This window comes from Bradyrhizobium zhengyangense (genome assembly GCF_022012555.1).
In the GTDB taxonomy this organism is placed as follows: domain Bacteria; phylum Pseudomonadota; class Alphaproteobacteria; order Rhizobiales; family Xanthobacteraceae; genus Bradyrhizobium; species Bradyrhizobium zhengyangense.
Genome location: NZ_JAKLTZ010000003.1, coordinates 523,369 through 538,973 on the forward strand (window position 1 = coordinate 523,369; position 15,605 = coordinate 538,973).

Genomic DNA, 15,605 nt, shown 5'->3' on the forward strand with positions numbered 1-15,605 from the left:
AGCCTTTCGTTCAAGTGCCGTTCAGACGGCCGCGCGTCTGATGCGTGGTGGACACTCAACAACAATAATGGGCAGCAAGCCATGCGCGGGACACACAAGGCCTTCCTCTGCTTCCTTCTACCGATCCTGCTTGTTGCAGGCGTGATTGCTCCGGCGCGCGCGCAGCAGCAGGAAAAGCGCATCGCGCTCGTGGTCGGCAACGGCGCCTATTCCAAGTCGCCGCTGGCAACCACCGCCAATGATGCCGGCCTGATCGCGCAGACGCTGCAGGCCGCGGGCTTCGACGTGGTCGGCGCGCGCGATCTCGATGGCGACACGCTGCGCAAGAGTCTGCGTGACTTCATCCAGAAGGCGCAGGCCTCGGGACCCGGCACCGTCGCGATGATCTATCTGTCCGGCTACGGCGTGCAGCTGGCCGGCGAGAACTATTTCATCCCCGTCGACTCCAACATCACGCGGGACACCGACATTCCGACCGAGGCGCTTCGCCTCAGCGACTATGCCCGCCAGCTTGCCGCCATCCAGCTCAAGGCCAACATCATCGTGCTCGACGCCGCGCGGGCGCAGCCCTTCGTCGAGGGCGGCCAGCAGCCGATCGCGAGCGGACTGGCGCTGGTCGAGCCGGATCCGAACATGCTGATCGCCTTCAATGCGGCGCCGGGCACGGTGGCCCCAGAGGAGCCGGGACCCTACGGTATCTATGCGCAGTCGCTTGCCGAGATGATCCGCACCGGCGGCCTGTCGTTGCCTGAGGTGTTCGACCGTGTCCGCCTGCGCGTCAATGAGTCCTCGAAAGGCGCACAGGTGCCGTGGGACGACCAGAAGGTCTCCGCACAGTTCACCTTCTTCGATCGCGCTCCCGACGCGCCGCCGCCAGCGGCCGCGCCCGACCAGGTCGCGGCGATCCGCAACAGGCCGATTCGCGATCTCGGCGTGCAGGATGCCTATGCCGCCGCGCTCGAGCGCGACACGCTGCCGGCCTATGAGGATTTTCTCGCAGCCTATCCCGGCGATCCCCTGGCCAAGCGCGTGATGGCCATCGTCGCGGCGCGCCGCGAGGCGATCACCTGGCGGCGGTCCTATCGCGCCGACACGCCGGATGCCTATTGGTCGTATCTGCGCCGCTATCCGCGCGGGCCGCATGCGGGCGATGCAAGGCGCAGGCTCGCAATCCTGACCGCGCCGCTCGAGCCGCCGCCGACTTTCGCGATGATGGACTATGACGTGCCGCCGCCGCCGCCGGAGGAGGTCGTCTATGTCGACCGTCCGGTGCTATATTTCAGCGATCCTGTGTTCGACTTCGTGCCGCCGCCGCCGCCGCCGATCTATTTCTGTCCGCCGCCGCCGCCTGACTTCGTGGTGCTGCCGCCGCCGCTGCCGGTGGTCGGCTTGTTCGTGCTGCCGCAGCCGGTCTTCGTGCCGATCCCGGCGTTCTACAGTCCGCCGGTTTATGTCACGCCGCCGCCGAACAACATCATCTTCAACAACATTCATAACACCACGGTCATCAACACCGTGATCAACCAGCCACCGGCGCCGCTGCCGGCCGGCAACGCGGCTGCGGCCGCAGCCATTGCCGCCAACGGACCGGGGCGCCCGAGCGGGATGACGCAGGTGCCGACGGTCGTGAAGCAGCAGGCGCAACAGATCCAGGCCAATCCGAACCAGCCGCTCAAGCCGAGCCAGGCGGCGCTCGTCAGCAACCCCACGGCAAAGCCGGCGGCGATGAAGGTGATGCAGGTTCACGCGACGCCGACCGCGGTCACTCCGTCTACGGCGGCGCCCGGCCATGCGTTGCCGGGCTTCCAGAACCCGCCGGCCGCGCCAGCCGGTGCGGCCCAGGCCCCCAACGGTAAACTGGCGCCGACGGCAAATGCGCCGGCCAGTGGCCAGCCGCCGGCCCATCCCGCTACGTCGGCCGCGCCCACCACCACAACTGCTCCGGCCAACGCCGCAACCACGCCGGCTTCCAAGCCGCCCGTGGCGCAAACACCGCCGACGGGCGCGCCGGATCCGCATGCCAAATCACTGGCGCATGAGCCGCCCGTCACGCCGCCGACCACGACCCCGGCAGGCAAGCCGGGCGTGACCACGACCAATGTGACCAATGGAAAGCCGACGCAGCCGTCGCCGCCCGTCGCCGCGCACGAGCCGATCAAGCCGCAGGGCCAGCGGCCCGCAACGCCATCGCCCGCGCAGGTAACAAGGCCGCCGCCGCCGGCGCCGCACCCGCAGGCGCTCGCAAGGCCGACGCCTCCACCTCCGCCACACGTGGCGCCGCCTCCGCCGCGGGTAGCGCCCCCGCCGCCGCGGGTGGCCGCGCCGCCCCCGCCACCGCGCCCGCCGGTTGCAGCCGCACGGCCCGCTCCGCCGCCGCCGCCCGTGGCCAGGCCGGCGCCCCCACCGCCGCCGCCGCGAATGGCGGTCGCGCCGCCCCCGCCGCCGCGTCCGGCCGCACCGCCGCCACGACCGCCTGCACCGCCGCCAGCGGCGAAAAAGTGTCCGCCCAACCAGCCCAAGTGCTAGCGGACAGGGCGCAAATCCCGAAAAAGGCCTTTCGCGAGCGGTAAAAGCCCCGAAAGGCCCTTATTTCCTTGCTTCTGGCCGAAATGGCGCTATATAGCGCGCCATCTCACACGGAAGCATGGCTCACAAGGCCGTCCGGTGGCAGCCGGGGCGACATCGCTCCGTTTTGCTCACACGCTTCCGGAGGAACCAACCGGAGAATTAGAACGATGGCACTACCCGATTTCACTATGCGTCAGCTGCTCGAAGCTGGCGTGCACTTTGGTCACCAGTCTCACCGCTGGAATCCGAAAATGGCTCCGTTCATTTTCGGCACCCGTAACAACATCCACATCGTCGACCTCGCTCAGACCGTGCCGTTGCTGCACACGGCTCTTCAGGCCGTCAGTGACACCGTCGCCAAGGGCGGCCGCATCCTGTTCGTCGGCACCAAGCGCCAGGCGCAGGATGGCGTTGCCGATGCGGCCAAGCGCTGCGCGCAGTATTTCGTCAATTCGCGCTGGCTCGGCGGCACGCTGACCAACTGGAAGACGATCTCGGCCTCGATCAAGCGCCTGCGTCACCTCGACGAAGTGCTGGCCAGCGGCGACGCCAGTTCCTACACCAAGAAGGAGCGCCTGACGCTCCAGCGCGAGCGCGACAAGCTCGACCGCTCGCTCGGTGGCATCAAGGACATGGGCGGTCTGCCCGACATGATCTTCGTGATCGACACCAACAAGGAAGACATCGCGATCCAGGAAGCCCAGCGGCTCAACATCCCGGTCGCCGCGATCGTCGATACCAATTCGGATCCGAAGGGCATCACCTATGTGGTGCCCGGCAATGACGATGCCGGTCGCGCGATCTCGCTCTATTGCGACCTGATCGCGCGTGCCGCAATCGACGGCATCGGACGCGCCCAGGGCGATTCCGGCATCGACGTCGGTGCTTCGGTTCGTCCGGTCGCCGAAGAGCTGCCCTCGACGGCTGGCTTCCAGGGCCTTGCCGGTCCGCGCGGCACCGCCGACGACCTCAAGAAGCTCCCGGGCGTGTCGGGCGCGATCGAGAAGAAGTTCAACGACCTCGGCATCTTCCACTTCTGGCAGCTGGCTGAGCTCGACCACGACACCGCACACACGATCGGCGAAGAAGTCGGTCTGCCGAGCCGCGCGGATGCCTGGGTGGCCAAGGCCAAGGCGCTGACCGCGGAAGCGGAATAGTCAAAACGGCGATGGGTTGGCCGGACCGGATCCGGCCACCATTTCATTCAGTTGACGCGAATTCCTGAGATGGACCGCGGCGGGGCAATTGGAGCCACGCCGCGGCAAACCGGCAGGCAAGAAGGATTTTCAACGATGGCAACGATCACTGCTGCGATGGTCAAGGATCTGCGCGAGTCCACCGGCGCAGGCATGATGGACTGCAAGGCCGCGCTGACCGAGAACGACGGCAACATGGAAGCTGCGCAGGATTGGCTGCGCAAGAAGGGCCTGTCCAAGGCCGCCAAGAAGTCGGGCCGCGTCGCGGCCGAAGGCCTCATCGGCGCGCTCACCAAGGGCAACAAGGGCGTCGTGGTCGAGGTCAACTCCGAGACCGATTTCGTCGCGCGTAACGGCCAGTTCCAGGGCCTGGTCAAGATGGTCGCCCAGGTCGCTTTCGACGCCGGCGCCGATGTCGAGAAGATCAAGGCCGCCAAGGTCGGCGACGTCACGGTGGAAGCCGCGATCAACGACGCGATCGCGACCATCGGCGAGAACATGACGCTGCGCCGCGCGGCTTCGCTCGAAGTGAGCCAGGGCGTGGTGTCGAGCTACGTCCACGGTGCGGTCGTCGACGGTGCCGGCAAGATGGGCGTGATCGTGGCGCTGGAATCGCCCGGCAAGGCCGACGAGCTCGCAGCGCTCGGCCGCCAGATCGCGATGCATGTCGCCGCCGCCAACCCGCTTGCGCTGGACCCGTCCGGTCTCGATCCGGCCGTCGTCAAGCGCGAGAAGGACGTGCTCGCCGACAAATATCGCCAGCAGGGCAAGCCCGAGAACGTGATTGAGAAGATCGTCGAGTCCGGCCTGAAGACCTACTACAAGGAAGTGTGCCTGCTCGAGCAGGCCTTCATCCACGACACCGGCAAGTCGGTGGCGCAGGCGGTGAAGGAAGCCGAGGGCAAGGTCGGCGGCGCCGTGAAGATCGCGGGCTTCGTGCGCTATGCTCTCGGTGAGGGAATCGAGAAGCAGGAATCGGACTTCGCGGCTGAGGTCGCGGCGGCCAGCGGCAAGAAGTAAGCGCCGGAACGTTCCTTCCGGCGTGCCGCCGGAAGCGGCGCCCGGACGAGGAAAGTGCTCATGACTGATCCGGTCTATCGTCGCGTCGTGATCAAGCTATCCGGCGAATATCTCGCAGGACAGCAGGGGTTTGGCATCGATCAGCCGACCATGGACCGGGTTGCGGATGATCTGATCGCGGCCCGCCAGCTCGGATGCGAGGTGGCGGTCGTGATCGGCGGCGGCAATATTTTCCGCGGCGTCGAGGTCTCCTCGCGCGGCGTCTCCCGCACGACCGGCGACACCATGGGCATGCTCGCCACCATGATGAACTGCCTCGCGCTGGAAGCCACCATCGAGCGCAAGGGCGCGCCGGCGCGGACGCTGTCGGCGTTTGTCATGCCCGAGATTTCCGAGCTGTTCACGCGCACCGCGGCGCACAAATACCTCGCCGAGGGTCGAATCATCGTGCTCGGTGGTGGCACCGGCAATCCGTACTTCACCACGGACACGACGGCCGTGCTGCGCGCCGCAGAAATCGGCGCCGAGGCGGTGCTGAAGGCCACCAATGTCGACGGGGTTTACTCGGCCGACCCGAAGAAGGACCCGTCGGCCAAGCGGTTCGACCGGCTGACGCATTCGCAGGCTATCGAAGGCGGCTACAAGGTGATGGATGCGACCGCCTTCGCACTTGCCCGCGAGACGTCGCTGCCTATCATCGTATTTTCGATCGCGGAGCCCGGTTCGATCGGCGCGATTCTGCGCGGCATCGGCCACGGGACTGTTGTCGCCGGCTGACGGGCTCGTCTTGGTGCCCCGAAGGAGGGGTGCGGTGAGGTCGCCGGACTATTGAAGGAGAAGCGTGATGGCCACGGGTAATTTCGACCTCAACGAAGTGAAGCGCCGCATGCAGGGCGCGGTCGCATCCCTCAAGCACGAACTCGGTGGCCTGCGCACGGGCCGTGCATCGGCCTCGATGCTCGATCCGGTGCAGGTCGACGCCTATGGCAGTCACATGCCCCTCAATCAGCTCGCCACCGTCAGCGTGCCCGAGCCGCGCCTGATCTCGGTGCAGGTCTGGGACAAGTCGATGGTCAAGGCCGTCGAAAAGGCGATCGTCGATTCCAATCTCGGCCTGTCGCCGGCAACCGAAGGCCAGGTGCTGCGCCTGCGCATCCCTGAACTCAACGAGGAGCGCCGCAAGGAGCTCGTCAAGGTCGCGCACAAATATGCCGAGGCCGCCAAGGTCGCCGCGCGTCACGTCCGCCGCGACGGCCTCGATGTCCTCAAGAAGCTCGAGAAGAATCACGAGATGTCGGAGGACGACCAGAAGCGTCACGCCGACGAGGTGCAGAAGGCCACCGACGGCACCATCACCGAGATCGACCAGCTGCTGGCCGCCAAGGAAAAAGAAATCCTCACCGTTTAAGGCCTTTTTCGATGTCCAACGCCGCCGCGCCCGCAACGGACGGACCTGATCGGTCCGATGTGCCTGCGCATGTCGCCATCATCATGGATGGCAACGGGCGTTGGGCGGCCGCGCGCGGTCTGCCGCGGGCCGAGGGCCATCGCCGCGGCGTCGAAGCGCTGCGGCGCGTGGTGCGGGCCTCACACGAGCTCGGCATCCGCTATCTCACCATCTTCTCGTTCTCGTCCGAGAACTGGTCGCGCCCGGCAAGCGAGATCGGCGATCTCTTCGGACTGCTCCGGCGCTTCATCCGCAACGATCTCGCCAGCCTGCATCGCGACGGCGTCAAGGTGCGCATCATCGGCGAGCGCGCCGGGCTCGAGGGCGACATCTGCGCGCTCCTCAACGAGGCCGAGGAGTTGACGCGCGACAACACGCGCCTCACGCTCGTCGTCGCCTTCAATTACGGCTCGCGGCAGGAGATCGCGAAGGCCGCGCAGAAACTCGCCCGCGAAGTCGCCGACGGCACGCGCGATCCCAAAACGATCGACGCCGACGCACTCGGCGCCCATCTCGATGCGCCCGACATTCCCGATCCAGATCTCATCATCCGCACCAGCGGCGAGCAGCGCCTCTCCAACTTCCTGATGTGGCAGGCCGCCTATAGCGAGCTCGTCTTCGTGCCGGTCCATTGGCCGGATTTCGACAAGGCGGCGCTCGAAAGCGCGGTCGCCGAATTCGCCAGGCGCGAGCGCCGTTTCGGCGGCCTGGTCGCGAAATCAGCCTCGTGAGCGAACCCGAGGCCGCACCGGCGGGCACGACGCCGGCCCCGAGCAATCTGGTGATGCGAGTTCTCGCTGCGCTGGTGCTGGCGCCGATCACGCTCGCGCTCGCCTATGCCGGCGGCTGGCTGTGGGCGCTGCTCGTCACCCTGGTGTCGATCGGGCTGTTCACGGAATGGCTGACGGTGGTGGGCGCAGGCTCGACCGCGCTGACCGGGGCAGGGACCATCGTCATTGCCATGATGGGCTTGTGCGTTGCCGCAGGCGCGCTGAAGACCGCCGTCATTGTCGGCTTTATCGGCGGCGCGATCGTGACGCTGATCGCGCGCGGCAAGTTCGTCTGGGCCGCGAGCGGATTTGCCTATGCATCCGCGGCGCTGCTGGCCTCGATCCTGGTGCGGAAGGATCTCGTGCACGGCTTCACCGCGCTGATGTTCGTGCTGCTCGTGGTATGGGCGACCGATATCGGCGGCTATTTTGCCGGCCGTGGTATCGGCGGGCCGAAGCTTTGGCCGCGCGTCAGCCCGAAGAAGACCTGGGCCGGCGCGTTCGGCGGCTTTGCGGCGAGCCTTGCCGTTGCGGGCGGCTTCGCGGCCTTCGGCATCGGAAAGGCGGTTCCACTGCTCGCCGTCAGTGCCGTCCTGTCGGTGGTCTCGCAGGCAGGCGACCTGTTTGAATCCGCTGTGAAAAGACGCTTCGGCGTCAAGGATTCCAGTCACTTAATTCCCGGCCATGGCGGGCTATTGGACCGTCTGGACGGCTTTGTCGCCGCCATCCTGGTGGCATGGATTATCGGCTTCCTCCGCCATGGTGTGCATAGCGCCGGAAGCGGTCTTATGGTTTGGTGAGGATATGAGCGCAGTCCCATTGCGTAATAACAAGCTTGCTGCGACCGACATCCGCAGCGTCACGGTCCTCGGCGCCACCGGCTCGATCGGCGACAGCACGATGGATCTGCTGCGCGCTTCGCCCGAGCGCTATCGCGTCGAGGCGCTGACGGCGAACAGCAATGTCGAAGCGCTTGCAAAACTCGCGAAGGAATTTTCCGCGCGCTTCGTCGCGATTGCGGACAGCACCAAGCTTGCCGACCTGAAGTCTGCTCTTGCGGGCACGAGCACGGAATGCGGCGCCGGCGAAAGCGCGGTGATCGAAGCAGGCGCGCGCCCGGCCGATTGGGTGATGGCCGCGGTGAGCGGCGCGGCGGGATTGAAGCCGGCGCTGGCTGCGGTCGATCGTGGCGCGCATGTCGCGCTCGCCAACAAGGAATGCCTGGTCTGCGCCGGTGATTTCTTCATGCAGCGCGCGGCGAAAGCCGGCGCATGCATTCTGCCTGCTGATTCCGAGCACAATGCGCTGTTTCAGGCGCTGGCATCGGGCAATCGCGACGAGCTGGTCCGCGTCATCATCACGGCATCGGGTGGCCCGTTCCGGACCTGGAAACCCGCCGACATCGAGAAGGCGACGCTCGAGCAGGCCCTGAAGCATCCGAACTGGAGCATGGGCCAGAAGATCACGATCGACTCCGCCTCGATGATGAACAAGGGCCTCGAGGTGATCGAGGCGTCCTATCTGTTCGCGCTTTCGCCCGACGAGATCGACGTGCTGGTGCATCCGCAGTCGATCATCCACGGCATGGTCGAGTTTTCGGACCGCTCGGTAATGGCCCAGCTCGGCTCGCCCGACATGCGCACGCCGATCGCCCACTGCCTTGGCTGGCCCGACCGGATCAAGGGACCGGCGGCCAAGCTCGATCTGGCCAAGATCGGCCAGTTGACCTTCGAGGCTCCCGACTTCGAGCGGTTCCCCGGGCTTCGCCTGGCTTTCGAGTCGCTCCGGACCGGGAAGGGGGCGACCACCGTCTACAACGCCGCCAACGAGGTCGCGGTCGCGGCCTTCATCGCCGGCAAGATCCGCTTTGGTGCCATCGCCCGCCTGGTCGAGGCGACGCTGGAGGACTGGATCCGGAGCGGGAACCAAGGCCCCATGACGTCAGCGGATGATGCAATAAACGTTGACCATGTTGCGCGAAATAAAGCTGCCGCCCTATTGCCTCAAATTGCCTTAAAGGCATCCTAGACAGTTCGGGGCCAGGGCCTTGCGGCGCTGGATGAGGGAATTCGATGATCGACTTTTTTACCCATAGTTTCAATACGTTGAGCCATGGGCTCCTCGGCTACGTCGTTCCCTTCCTCTTCGTCCTGACCATCGTCGTGTTCTTCCATGAGCTCGGCCATTTCCTGGTCGCGCGCTGGGCGGGCGTTCGGGTGCTAACCTTCTCGCTCGGGTTCGGACCTGAGCTGGTCGGTTTCAACGATCGCCACGGCACGCGCTGGAAGATCTCGGCAATCCCGCTTGGCGGCTACGTCAAGTTCTTCGGGGACGAGAGCGAGGCCTCGACGCCGTCGGCCGCGACGCTGGAGGCGATGACGGCGGAGGAGCGCGCCGGCAGCTTCCACCACAAGAAGGTCGGCCCGCGCGCCGCCATCGTCGCCGCCGGACCTGTCGCCAATTTCATTCTCGGCGCCCTGATTTTCGCAGGCATGGCCCTGTATTACGGCAAGCCGAGCACGATCGCCCGCGTGGACGGCGTCGTCGCCGACGGTGCCGCGGCCGCCGCCGGCTTCAAGATCGGCGACGTCGTCGTGCAGATCGACGGCAAGCCGATCGAGAGCTTTGCCGATATGCAACGGATCGTGGCGACGAGCGCAGGTTCAGCCCTGGCTTTCGAGGTGAAGCGGGACGGCGGGCTGGTGTCCCTGACCGCGACCCCGGCGCTGCTCGAGCGCAAGGATCCGTTTGGCAACAGTCACAAGGTCGGCGTGCTCGGTGTCGAACACAAATCGCAGGCCGGTGAGGCCTCGACCTCGCCGGTCGGTGTCGGCGAGGCGCTCAAGATCGGGGTCGAGCAGGTCTGGTTCATCATCACCAGCACCTTCAAGTTCCTGGGCTCGCTGTTCATCGGGCAGGGCAATCCGAACGAGGTCAGCGGCGTCCTCGGCATCGCCAAGATGTCGGGACAGGCGGCCAGCGCCGGGTTCCAGTTCGTGATCAATCTATGCGCGGTGCTGTCGGTTTCGATCGGCCTGCTGAACCTGTTCCCAATTCCGCTGCTCGATGGCGGTCACCTTCTGTTCTACTCGGCCGAGATCGTCCGCGGCCGTCCGCTGTCCGAGCGGACTCAGGAGATGGGGTTCCGAATCGGGCTCGGTCTGGTGCTGATGCTGATGGTGTTTGCCACCTACAACGACATCCTGCGGATGGCCGCTTCCTGATCGGGGCTTTTTTGTGGCGTTGCTGTTGAGCAACGTCTTGGAATGAAATTGAAATTACCCTGTCAGCTGCCGTTTGCGATGTCGGGGAAATTGGCTACAAGCGGCTAGAACTTGGGGAATCTCCCAGACCGGCTTTGGGGTTGGGTCTGGTAAGTTGATAAGGGCGCGTTGCGCATGAAGTTTGGACTGCGACTCCGGGGGGGCTTGCTCGCAACCCTGATCATGTTCGGCGCGCCGGTGGTTGCCCCGGTTGGGGCTGTTTTGGTGTCTTCGTCTGCGCTCGCTCAGACCGTGCAGTCGATTTCCGTCGAAGGAAATCGCCGCGTCGAGGTGGAGACGATCCGCTCCTATTTCAAGCCGGGCCCCGGGGGGCGCCTCGATCAGGGCGCCATCGATGATGGCCTCAAGGCGCTGATCGAGACCGGCCTGTTCCAGGACGTGAAGATCAACCGTGGCGCTGGCGGCCAGCTCGTCGTCTCCGTTGTGGAAAACCCGGTGATCGGACGCATCGCGTTCGAGGGCAACAAGAAGATCAAGGACGAGCAGCTCACCGCCGAAGTGCAGTCCAAGGCCCGCGGTACCTTCTCCCGCGCCATGGTGCAGTCGGACACGCTGCGAATCGCCGAAATCTATCGCCGCTCCGGCCGCTATGACGTGACCGTCACGCCCGAGATCATCGAGCAACCGAACAACCGGGTCGATCTCGTCTTCACGATCAACGAAGGCGCCAAGACCGGCGTCAAGTCGATCGATTTCGTCGGCAACAACGCGTTTTCGTCCTACCGCCTGCGCGACGTCATCAAGACGCGCGAAACCAATCTGCTGAGCTTCCTCGGCAGCGGCGACGTGTACGACCCCGATCGCGTCGAGGCCGACCGCGACCTGATTCGCCGCTACTACCTGAAGAACGGCTTCGCCGACGTTCAGGTCGTCGCCGCGCTCACCGAATACGATCCGGAGAAGAAGGGCTTCAACGTCACCTTCAAGATCGAGGAAGGCCAGCAGTACCGCGTCGGCACCGTCGATTTCCGCTCCACCATCCCGAACTTCGACCCAACCACGTTGCGCTCTTTTTCGCGCGTCAATGTCGGTTCGCTCTACAATGTCGAATCGGTCGAGAAGTCGGTCGAGGAGATGCAGATCGAGGCCTCGCGCCGCGGCTATGCCTTCGCGGTGGTGCGTCCGGCCGGCGATCGCAATTTCGATGCGCACACCGTCGCCGTCGTGTTCAACATCGATGAAGGTCCGCGCACCTACATCGAGCGCATCAACATTCGCGGCAACACCCGTACCCGTGACTACGTGATCCGCCGCGAGTTCGACATCTCCGAGGGCGATGCCTACAACCGTGCGCTGGTCGACCGCGCCGAGCGCCGCCTGAAGAACCTCGACTACTTCAAGACCGTGAAGATCACGACGGAGCCGGGTTCGTCCAGCGACCGCGTGGTCCTGGTCGTCGATCTCGAAGAGAAGTCGACCGGCGACTTCTCGGTCTCGGGCGGTTACTCCACGACGGACGGTGCGCTGGCCGAAGTCTCCGTCTCCGAGCGCAACCTGCTCGGCCGCGGCCTGTTCGCCAAGGCGTCGGTCACCTACGGCCAGTATGCGCGCGGCTATTCGCTCTCGTTCGTCGAGCCTTATCTGCTCGACTATCGCGTCGCGCTGGGCCTCGACCTCTATCAGCGCCAGCAGCTGTCCAACAGCTACATCTCCTACGGCACCAAGACGCTCGGCTTCTCGCCGCGTCTCGGCTTCGCCTTGCGCGAGGATCTGTCGCTGCAGCTGCGCTACTCGATCTACCGGCAGGAAATCACGCTGCCGTCCTATCTGGCGAACTGTAACAACGTCCCGACCTCGGGCGCGTTCAACCCGAGCCCGGCCTATGCTGCCCTCAACGGCATTGATCTGAGCTCGACCAACGGCCTCGGTTGCTACAGCGACGGCGAGGCCTCGCTGCCGGTCCGCAAGGAGCTTGCGAACGGCAAGACGCTGACCTCGGCGCTCGGCTACACGCTGACCTACAACACGCTCGACAACAACAAGAACCCGACCGACGGTCTGCTGGTCGACTTCCGGCAGGACTTCGCCGGCGTCGGCGGCGACGTCTCCTATCTGAAGACCGCCCTCGACGCGAAGTACTACCAGTCGCTGGTGTCGGACCTGGTCGGCCTCGTCCATCTCCAGGGCGGTGTCCTGAACAAGATCGGCAGCAAAGATCTGCGCATGCTCGATCACTTCCAGATGGGTCCGAACCTCGTTCGCGGCTTCGCGCCGAACGGCATCGGCCCGCGCGACATCAACCCGTACGACACGCAGGACGCGCTCGGCGGCACCAAGTATTGGGGCGCCTCGCTCGAATTGCAGATGCCGTTCTGGTTCCTGCCGAAGGAAGTCGGTCTGAAGGGCGCGGTCTATGCCGATGCCGGCGGTCTGTATGACTACCAGGGCCCGACGACCTGGACGCTGACAGGCGAAACCACGACGACCAAGAACTCGAATTGTATCGCGTCGACGATCAATCCGAACACCGCCGGAACCTGTACTGGCCTCGTCTACGACGACAGCAAGGTTATCCGGTCGTCGGTTGGTGTCGGCTTGATCTGGGCCTCACCGTTCGGTCCGCTGCGCTTCGACTACGCAGTGCCGCTCACCAAGGGCAAGTACGACCGTACGCAGGAATTCCGGTTCGGCGGCGGCACTTCGTTCTAATTCGATCAGCAGGGCTTGAGCCGGCCGCTTTGGGAATTCCTCCAGGAATTCCTTGGGGCCGGCCGCCAAAAAGATCGTGCTCAATCCGTGAGATAAGGCATGATGCGGCCTGACCGCTTCATGCCGAAGCCGGACCGCGACGGGGTGGAATGGCGCAGCCGACCTTCTTCAAGAAACCGCCTGCTACGGCGCTGGCCGATATCGCCACGCTGACAAAGGCGCAACTGGTCGACCCGAGCAGGGGCGGTCATGTCATCACGGGTCTCGCTTCGCTGGACGAAGCCGGTCCGATGCATCTGGCGTTCTTCGACAACCTCAAATACGCCGATGAGCTCAAGGCGACCAAGGCTGGCGCCTGTCTGGTGAGCCCGCGATTCGAGGCGCAGGTGCCCGCGCATACGGCCGTGCTGCGGGTGGCGCAGCCGTTCCGGGCCTTCGTCAGGATCGCCCGGGAATGGCACGCGGACGCATTGCGCCCAAAGTCCTGGTTCGGCAACGACGGCATCGCGCCATCGGCCATCATCGACCCGTCGGCACGGCTGGAGGACGACGTCATCGTCGAGCCGCTGACCGTCATCGGTCCTGACGTGGAGATCGGCAGTGGCACTGTGATCGGGGCGGGCGTGGTCCTAGGTCCAGGCGTCAAGATCGGCCGGGATTGCAATGTGGGCGCACGTACGGCCATCCAGTGCGCGCTGATCGGCAACAACGTGCTGATCTACCCCGGCTGCTCGATTGGCCAGGACGGCTATGGCTTCATCTTCTTCGGCCCCGAGGGCCATTTGAAAGTGCCCCAGACCGGTCGTGTGCTGATCCAGAACAATGTGGAAGTCGGCGCCGGCACCACCATCGATCGCGGCTCCCTGCGCGACACCGTGATCGGGGAGGGTACGAAAATCGACAATCAGGTCCAGATCGGCCACAATGTGACCATCGGCCGGAATTGCCTCTTGGCGGCCCAGATCGGGCTCGCGGGCAGCTTGACCATCGGCGACAACGTGGCGCTGGGAGCGAAGGTTGGTATCAACAATCACCTCAAGATCGGCGATGGAGCCCAGGTGACCGCCATGAGCGCGGTCAAGGACGACATCCCCCCGGGGGGGCGTTGGGGCGGGCATTTCGCCAAGCCGACCAAACAATGGTTCAAGGAGATCATCGCGGTGGAGCGCCTGGTACGCGACAGCAAGGCCGATCCGAAGGACGAGGGACGGGAATGACGGAGGAATCACCTGTTAAGTTTGCGCTGGTGGATATCAATGCGATCCTCCAGACCCTGCCGCATCGGTTTCCGATGCTGCTGATCGACCGGGTGATCAACATCCGCGCCGATTACAGCGGTATCGGCATCAAGAACGTCACCTTCAACGAGCCGGCCTTCCAGGGGCATTTCCCGGAGCGTCCGGTCTATCCTGGTGTCATGATGATCGAGGCGATGGCGCAGACCGCAGGTGTGATTGGCATCAAGTCGGTCGAGGGCACCGAGAAGCCGCGCGCGGTGTATTTCCTCACCATCGACAAGTGCAAGTTTCGCAAGCCCGTGCTTCCAGGCGACACCATCGAGTATCACATGCGTTCGCTCGGCCGCCGCAAGGCGATGTGGTGGTTTCACGGTGACGCCAAGGTCAACGGCCAGGTCGTCGCCGAGGCCGACGTCGGAGCCATGTTGACCGATTGAGAACGGCGGGTCGCCCGTTCAAGTGTTGGATGAAGTGATTGATGCGAGCTGCACGGCTTGTTCAGCCGGCGTCTGAAACATGCCGAGATCATACGTCACTGGACAGATCGGGCGCAGTCGCGCTAACCAGCGGAAAGCCGAGCAAGTTCAACACATAGTCAGACCTTGTTGATAAGTAAGATCGCTTGATGAGTAAGATCGACCCCACCGCGCGGGTGGAAGACGGCGCCGTGATCGGCGAGGGCACCGAGATCGGGCCCTTTTGCATCATCGGCCGCAACGCCCGGATCGGGACCAATTGCAAGCTGATCGGACAGGTCACCGTCATCGGCCACACCTCGATCGGCGACGGCTGCGTGATCTCGCCGTTCGCGGTGCTTGGCGGCGCGCCGCAGGACCTCAGCTACAAGGGCGAGCCGACCACGCTCGACATCGGTTCTGGCAACACCATCCGCGAAGGTGCGACGATGAACGTCGGCACCGTCAAGGGCGGCGGCAAGACGCGCGTCGGCAATGACGGCTACTTCATGAACAACAGCCATGTCGGCCATGACTGCGTGGTCGGCAACAACGCGATCTTCGCGACCTCAGCGACGCTCGGCGGCCATTGCGAGATCGGCGACGCCGTCTATATCGGCGGCCTGTCCGCGGTGCATCAGTTCACCCGTATCGGCAACTACGTGATGGTCGGCGGCCTCTCGGGCGTGCGCGACGATATCATCCCGTATGGGCTCGCCAACGGCCAATATGCGGTGCTGGAGAGCCTTAACCTGATCGGCATGAAGCGGCGCAAGTTCACCAAGCAGCGGCTTGTGACGGTGCGCGCGTTCTACCAGAAGCTCTTCCACGGCCCCGGCACGTTTGCCGAGCGGCTGGAGTCGGTGCTGCCGCTTGCAAGCGAAGATCCCGCGATCGCCGAGATCCTCGGCTTCATCGGCAAGGGCAAGCGCCCACTCTGTCTTCCGACCATCGAGAAGTGATTTTGGGATGGCCGCG

13 protein-coding genes are annotated in these 15,605 nt (G+C 64.8%); all 13 read left to right on the plus strand.

The features are described 5' to 3' along the window. Positions 1-81 precede the first annotated feature (81 nt). The 13 genes from L6639_RS13115 to lpxA all read left to right on the plus strand — a co-directional run bounded on the left by L6639_RS13115 (position 82) and on the right by lpxA (position 15,589). A complete protein-coding gene (locus tag L6639_RS13115; protein WP_237861986.1) occupies positions 82-2,526 on the plus strand; it encodes a caspase family protein in 2,445 nt (814 codons plus the stop codon). A 209-nt stretch (positions 2,527-2,735) separates the two neighbouring features. Continuing rightward, the gene (locus L6639_RS13120; protein WP_237861987.1) at positions 2,736-3,725 is read left to right on the plus strand and encodes a 30S ribosomal protein S2; all 990 of its coding nucleotides are present in this window, start codon (positions 2,736-2,738) and stop codon (positions 3,723-3,725) included. 135 nt (positions 3,726-3,860) lie between these two features. Then, positions 3,861-4,784 (plus strand): translation elongation factor Ts, encoded by a 924-nt coding sequence (gene tsf, locus L6639_RS13125; protein ID WP_237861989.1) that lies wholly within the window; start codon positions 3,861-3,863, stop codon positions 4,782-4,784. Positions 4,785-4,844: 60 nt separating this feature from the next. Then, positions 4,845-5,561: a UMP kinase gene (pyrH, locus tag L6639_RS13130; protein ID WP_237861991.1), complete on the plus strand. Its 717-nt coding sequence runs from the start codon at positions 4,845-4,847 to the stop codon at positions 5,559-5,561. A gap of 67 nt (positions 5,562-5,628) precedes the next feature. Continuing rightward, positions 5,629-6,192, plus strand: a complete 564-nt coding sequence (gene frr, locus L6639_RS13135; RefSeq protein WP_128951567.1) for a ribosome recycling factor — start codon at positions 5,629-5,631, stop codon at positions 6,190-6,192. Positions 6,193-6,203: 11 nt separating this feature from the next. Further along, the gene (locus L6639_RS13140; protein ID WP_237861993.1) at positions 6,204-6,962 is read left to right on the plus strand and encodes an isoprenyl transferase; all 759 of its coding nucleotides are present in this window, start codon (positions 6,204-6,206) and stop codon (positions 6,960-6,962) included. Next, the gene (locus L6639_RS13145) at positions 6,959-7,801 is read left to right on the plus strand and encodes a phosphatidate cytidylyltransferase (protein WP_237861995.1); all 843 of its coding nucleotides are present in this window, start codon (positions 6,959-6,961) and stop codon (positions 7,799-7,801) included. The genes L6639_RS13140 and L6639_RS13145 overlap by 4 nt, the downstream gene beginning before the upstream one ends. A gap of 4 nt (positions 7,802-7,805) precedes the next feature. Then, positions 7,806-9,029 (plus strand): 1-deoxy-D-xylulose-5-phosphate reductoisomerase, encoded by a 1,224-nt coding sequence (gene dxr / locus L6639_RS13150; protein ID WP_237861997.1) that lies wholly within the window; start codon positions 7,806-7,808, stop codon positions 9,027-9,029. A gap of 44 nt (positions 9,030-9,073) precedes the next feature. Continuing rightward, entirely contained in the window at positions 9,074-10,225 is a 1,152-nt protein-coding gene (gene rseP / locus L6639_RS13155) for an RIP metalloprotease RseP (RefSeq protein WP_237861999.1), read from the plus strand. Between the two features lie 174 nt (positions 10,226-10,399). Then, complete coding sequence (gene bamA, locus L6639_RS13160; RefSeq protein ID WP_237862001.1) at positions 10,400-12,934, plus strand: outer membrane protein assembly factor BamA; 2,535 nt, start codon at positions 10,400-10,402, stop codon at positions 12,932-12,934. Positions 12,935-13,083: 149 nt separating this feature from the next. Then, entirely contained in the window at positions 13,084-14,151 is a 1,068-nt protein-coding gene (lpxD, locus tag L6639_RS13165; protein WP_237862003.1) for a UDP-3-O-(3-hydroxymyristoyl)glucosamine N-acyltransferase, read from the plus strand. Beyond that, positions 14,148-14,609, plus strand: a complete 462-nt coding sequence (gene fabZ, locus L6639_RS13170; protein ID WP_237862005.1) for a 3-hydroxyacyl-ACP dehydratase FabZ — start codon at positions 14,148-14,150, stop codon at positions 14,607-14,609. The genes lpxD and fabZ overlap by 4 nt, the downstream gene beginning before the upstream one ends. Before the next feature lie 188 nt (positions 14,610-14,797). Beyond that, positions 14,798-15,589 (plus strand): acyl-ACP--UDP-N-acetylglucosamine O-acyltransferase, encoded by a 792-nt coding sequence (gene lpxA / locus L6639_RS13175; protein WP_237862007.1) that lies wholly within the window; start codon positions 14,798-14,800, stop codon positions 15,587-15,589. Positions 15,590-15,605: the final 16 nt, after the last annotated feature.

What these genes read in the sequence shown, in the direction of transcription:
- lpxA (WP_237862007.1), top strand. Translation starts at nt 14,798, where the DNA reads ATGAGTAAGATCGACCCCACCGCGCGGGTGGAAGACGGCGCCGTGATC.
- L6639_RS13140 (WP_237861993.1), top strand. Translation starts at nt 6,204, where the DNA reads ATGTCCAACGCCGCCGCGCCCGCAACGGACGGACCTGATCGGTCCGAT.
- bamA (WP_237862001.1), top strand. Translation starts at nt 10,400, where the DNA reads ATGAAGTTTGGACTGCGACTCCGGGGGGGCTTGCTCGCAACCCTGATC.
- pyrH (WP_237861991.1), top strand. Translation starts at nt 4,845, where the DNA reads ATGACTGATCCGGTCTATCGTCGCGTCGTGATCAAGCTATCCGGCGAA.
- rseP (WP_237861999.1), top strand. Translation starts at nt 9,074, where the DNA reads ATGATCGACTTTTTTACCCATAGTTTCAATACGTTGAGCCATGGGCTC.
- lpxD (WP_237862003.1), top strand. Translation starts at nt 13,084, where the DNA reads ATGGCGCAGCCGACCTTCTTCAAGAAACCGCCTGCTACGGCGCTGGCC.
- frr (WP_128951567.1), top strand. Translation starts at nt 5,629, where the DNA reads ATGGCCACGGGTAATTTCGACCTCAACGAAGTGAAGCGCCGCATGCAG.
- L6639_RS13120 (WP_237861987.1), top strand. Translation starts at nt 2,736, where the DNA reads ATGGCACTACCCGATTTCACTATGCGTCAGCTGCTCGAAGCTGGCGTG.
- L6639_RS13115 (WP_237861986.1), top strand. Translation starts at nt 82, where the DNA reads ATGCGCGGGACACACAAGGCCTTCCTCTGCTTCCTTCTACCGATCCTG.
- fabZ (WP_237862005.1), top strand. Translation starts at nt 14,148, where the DNA reads ATGACGGAGGAATCACCTGTTAAGTTTGCGCTGGTGGATATCAATGCG.
- tsf (WP_237861989.1), top strand. Translation starts at nt 3,861, where the DNA reads ATGGCAACGATCACTGCTGCGATGGTCAAGGATCTGCGCGAGTCCACC.
- dxr (WP_237861997.1), top strand. Translation starts at nt 7,806, where the DNA reads ATGAGCGCAGTCCCATTGCGTAATAACAAGCTTGCTGCGACCGACATC.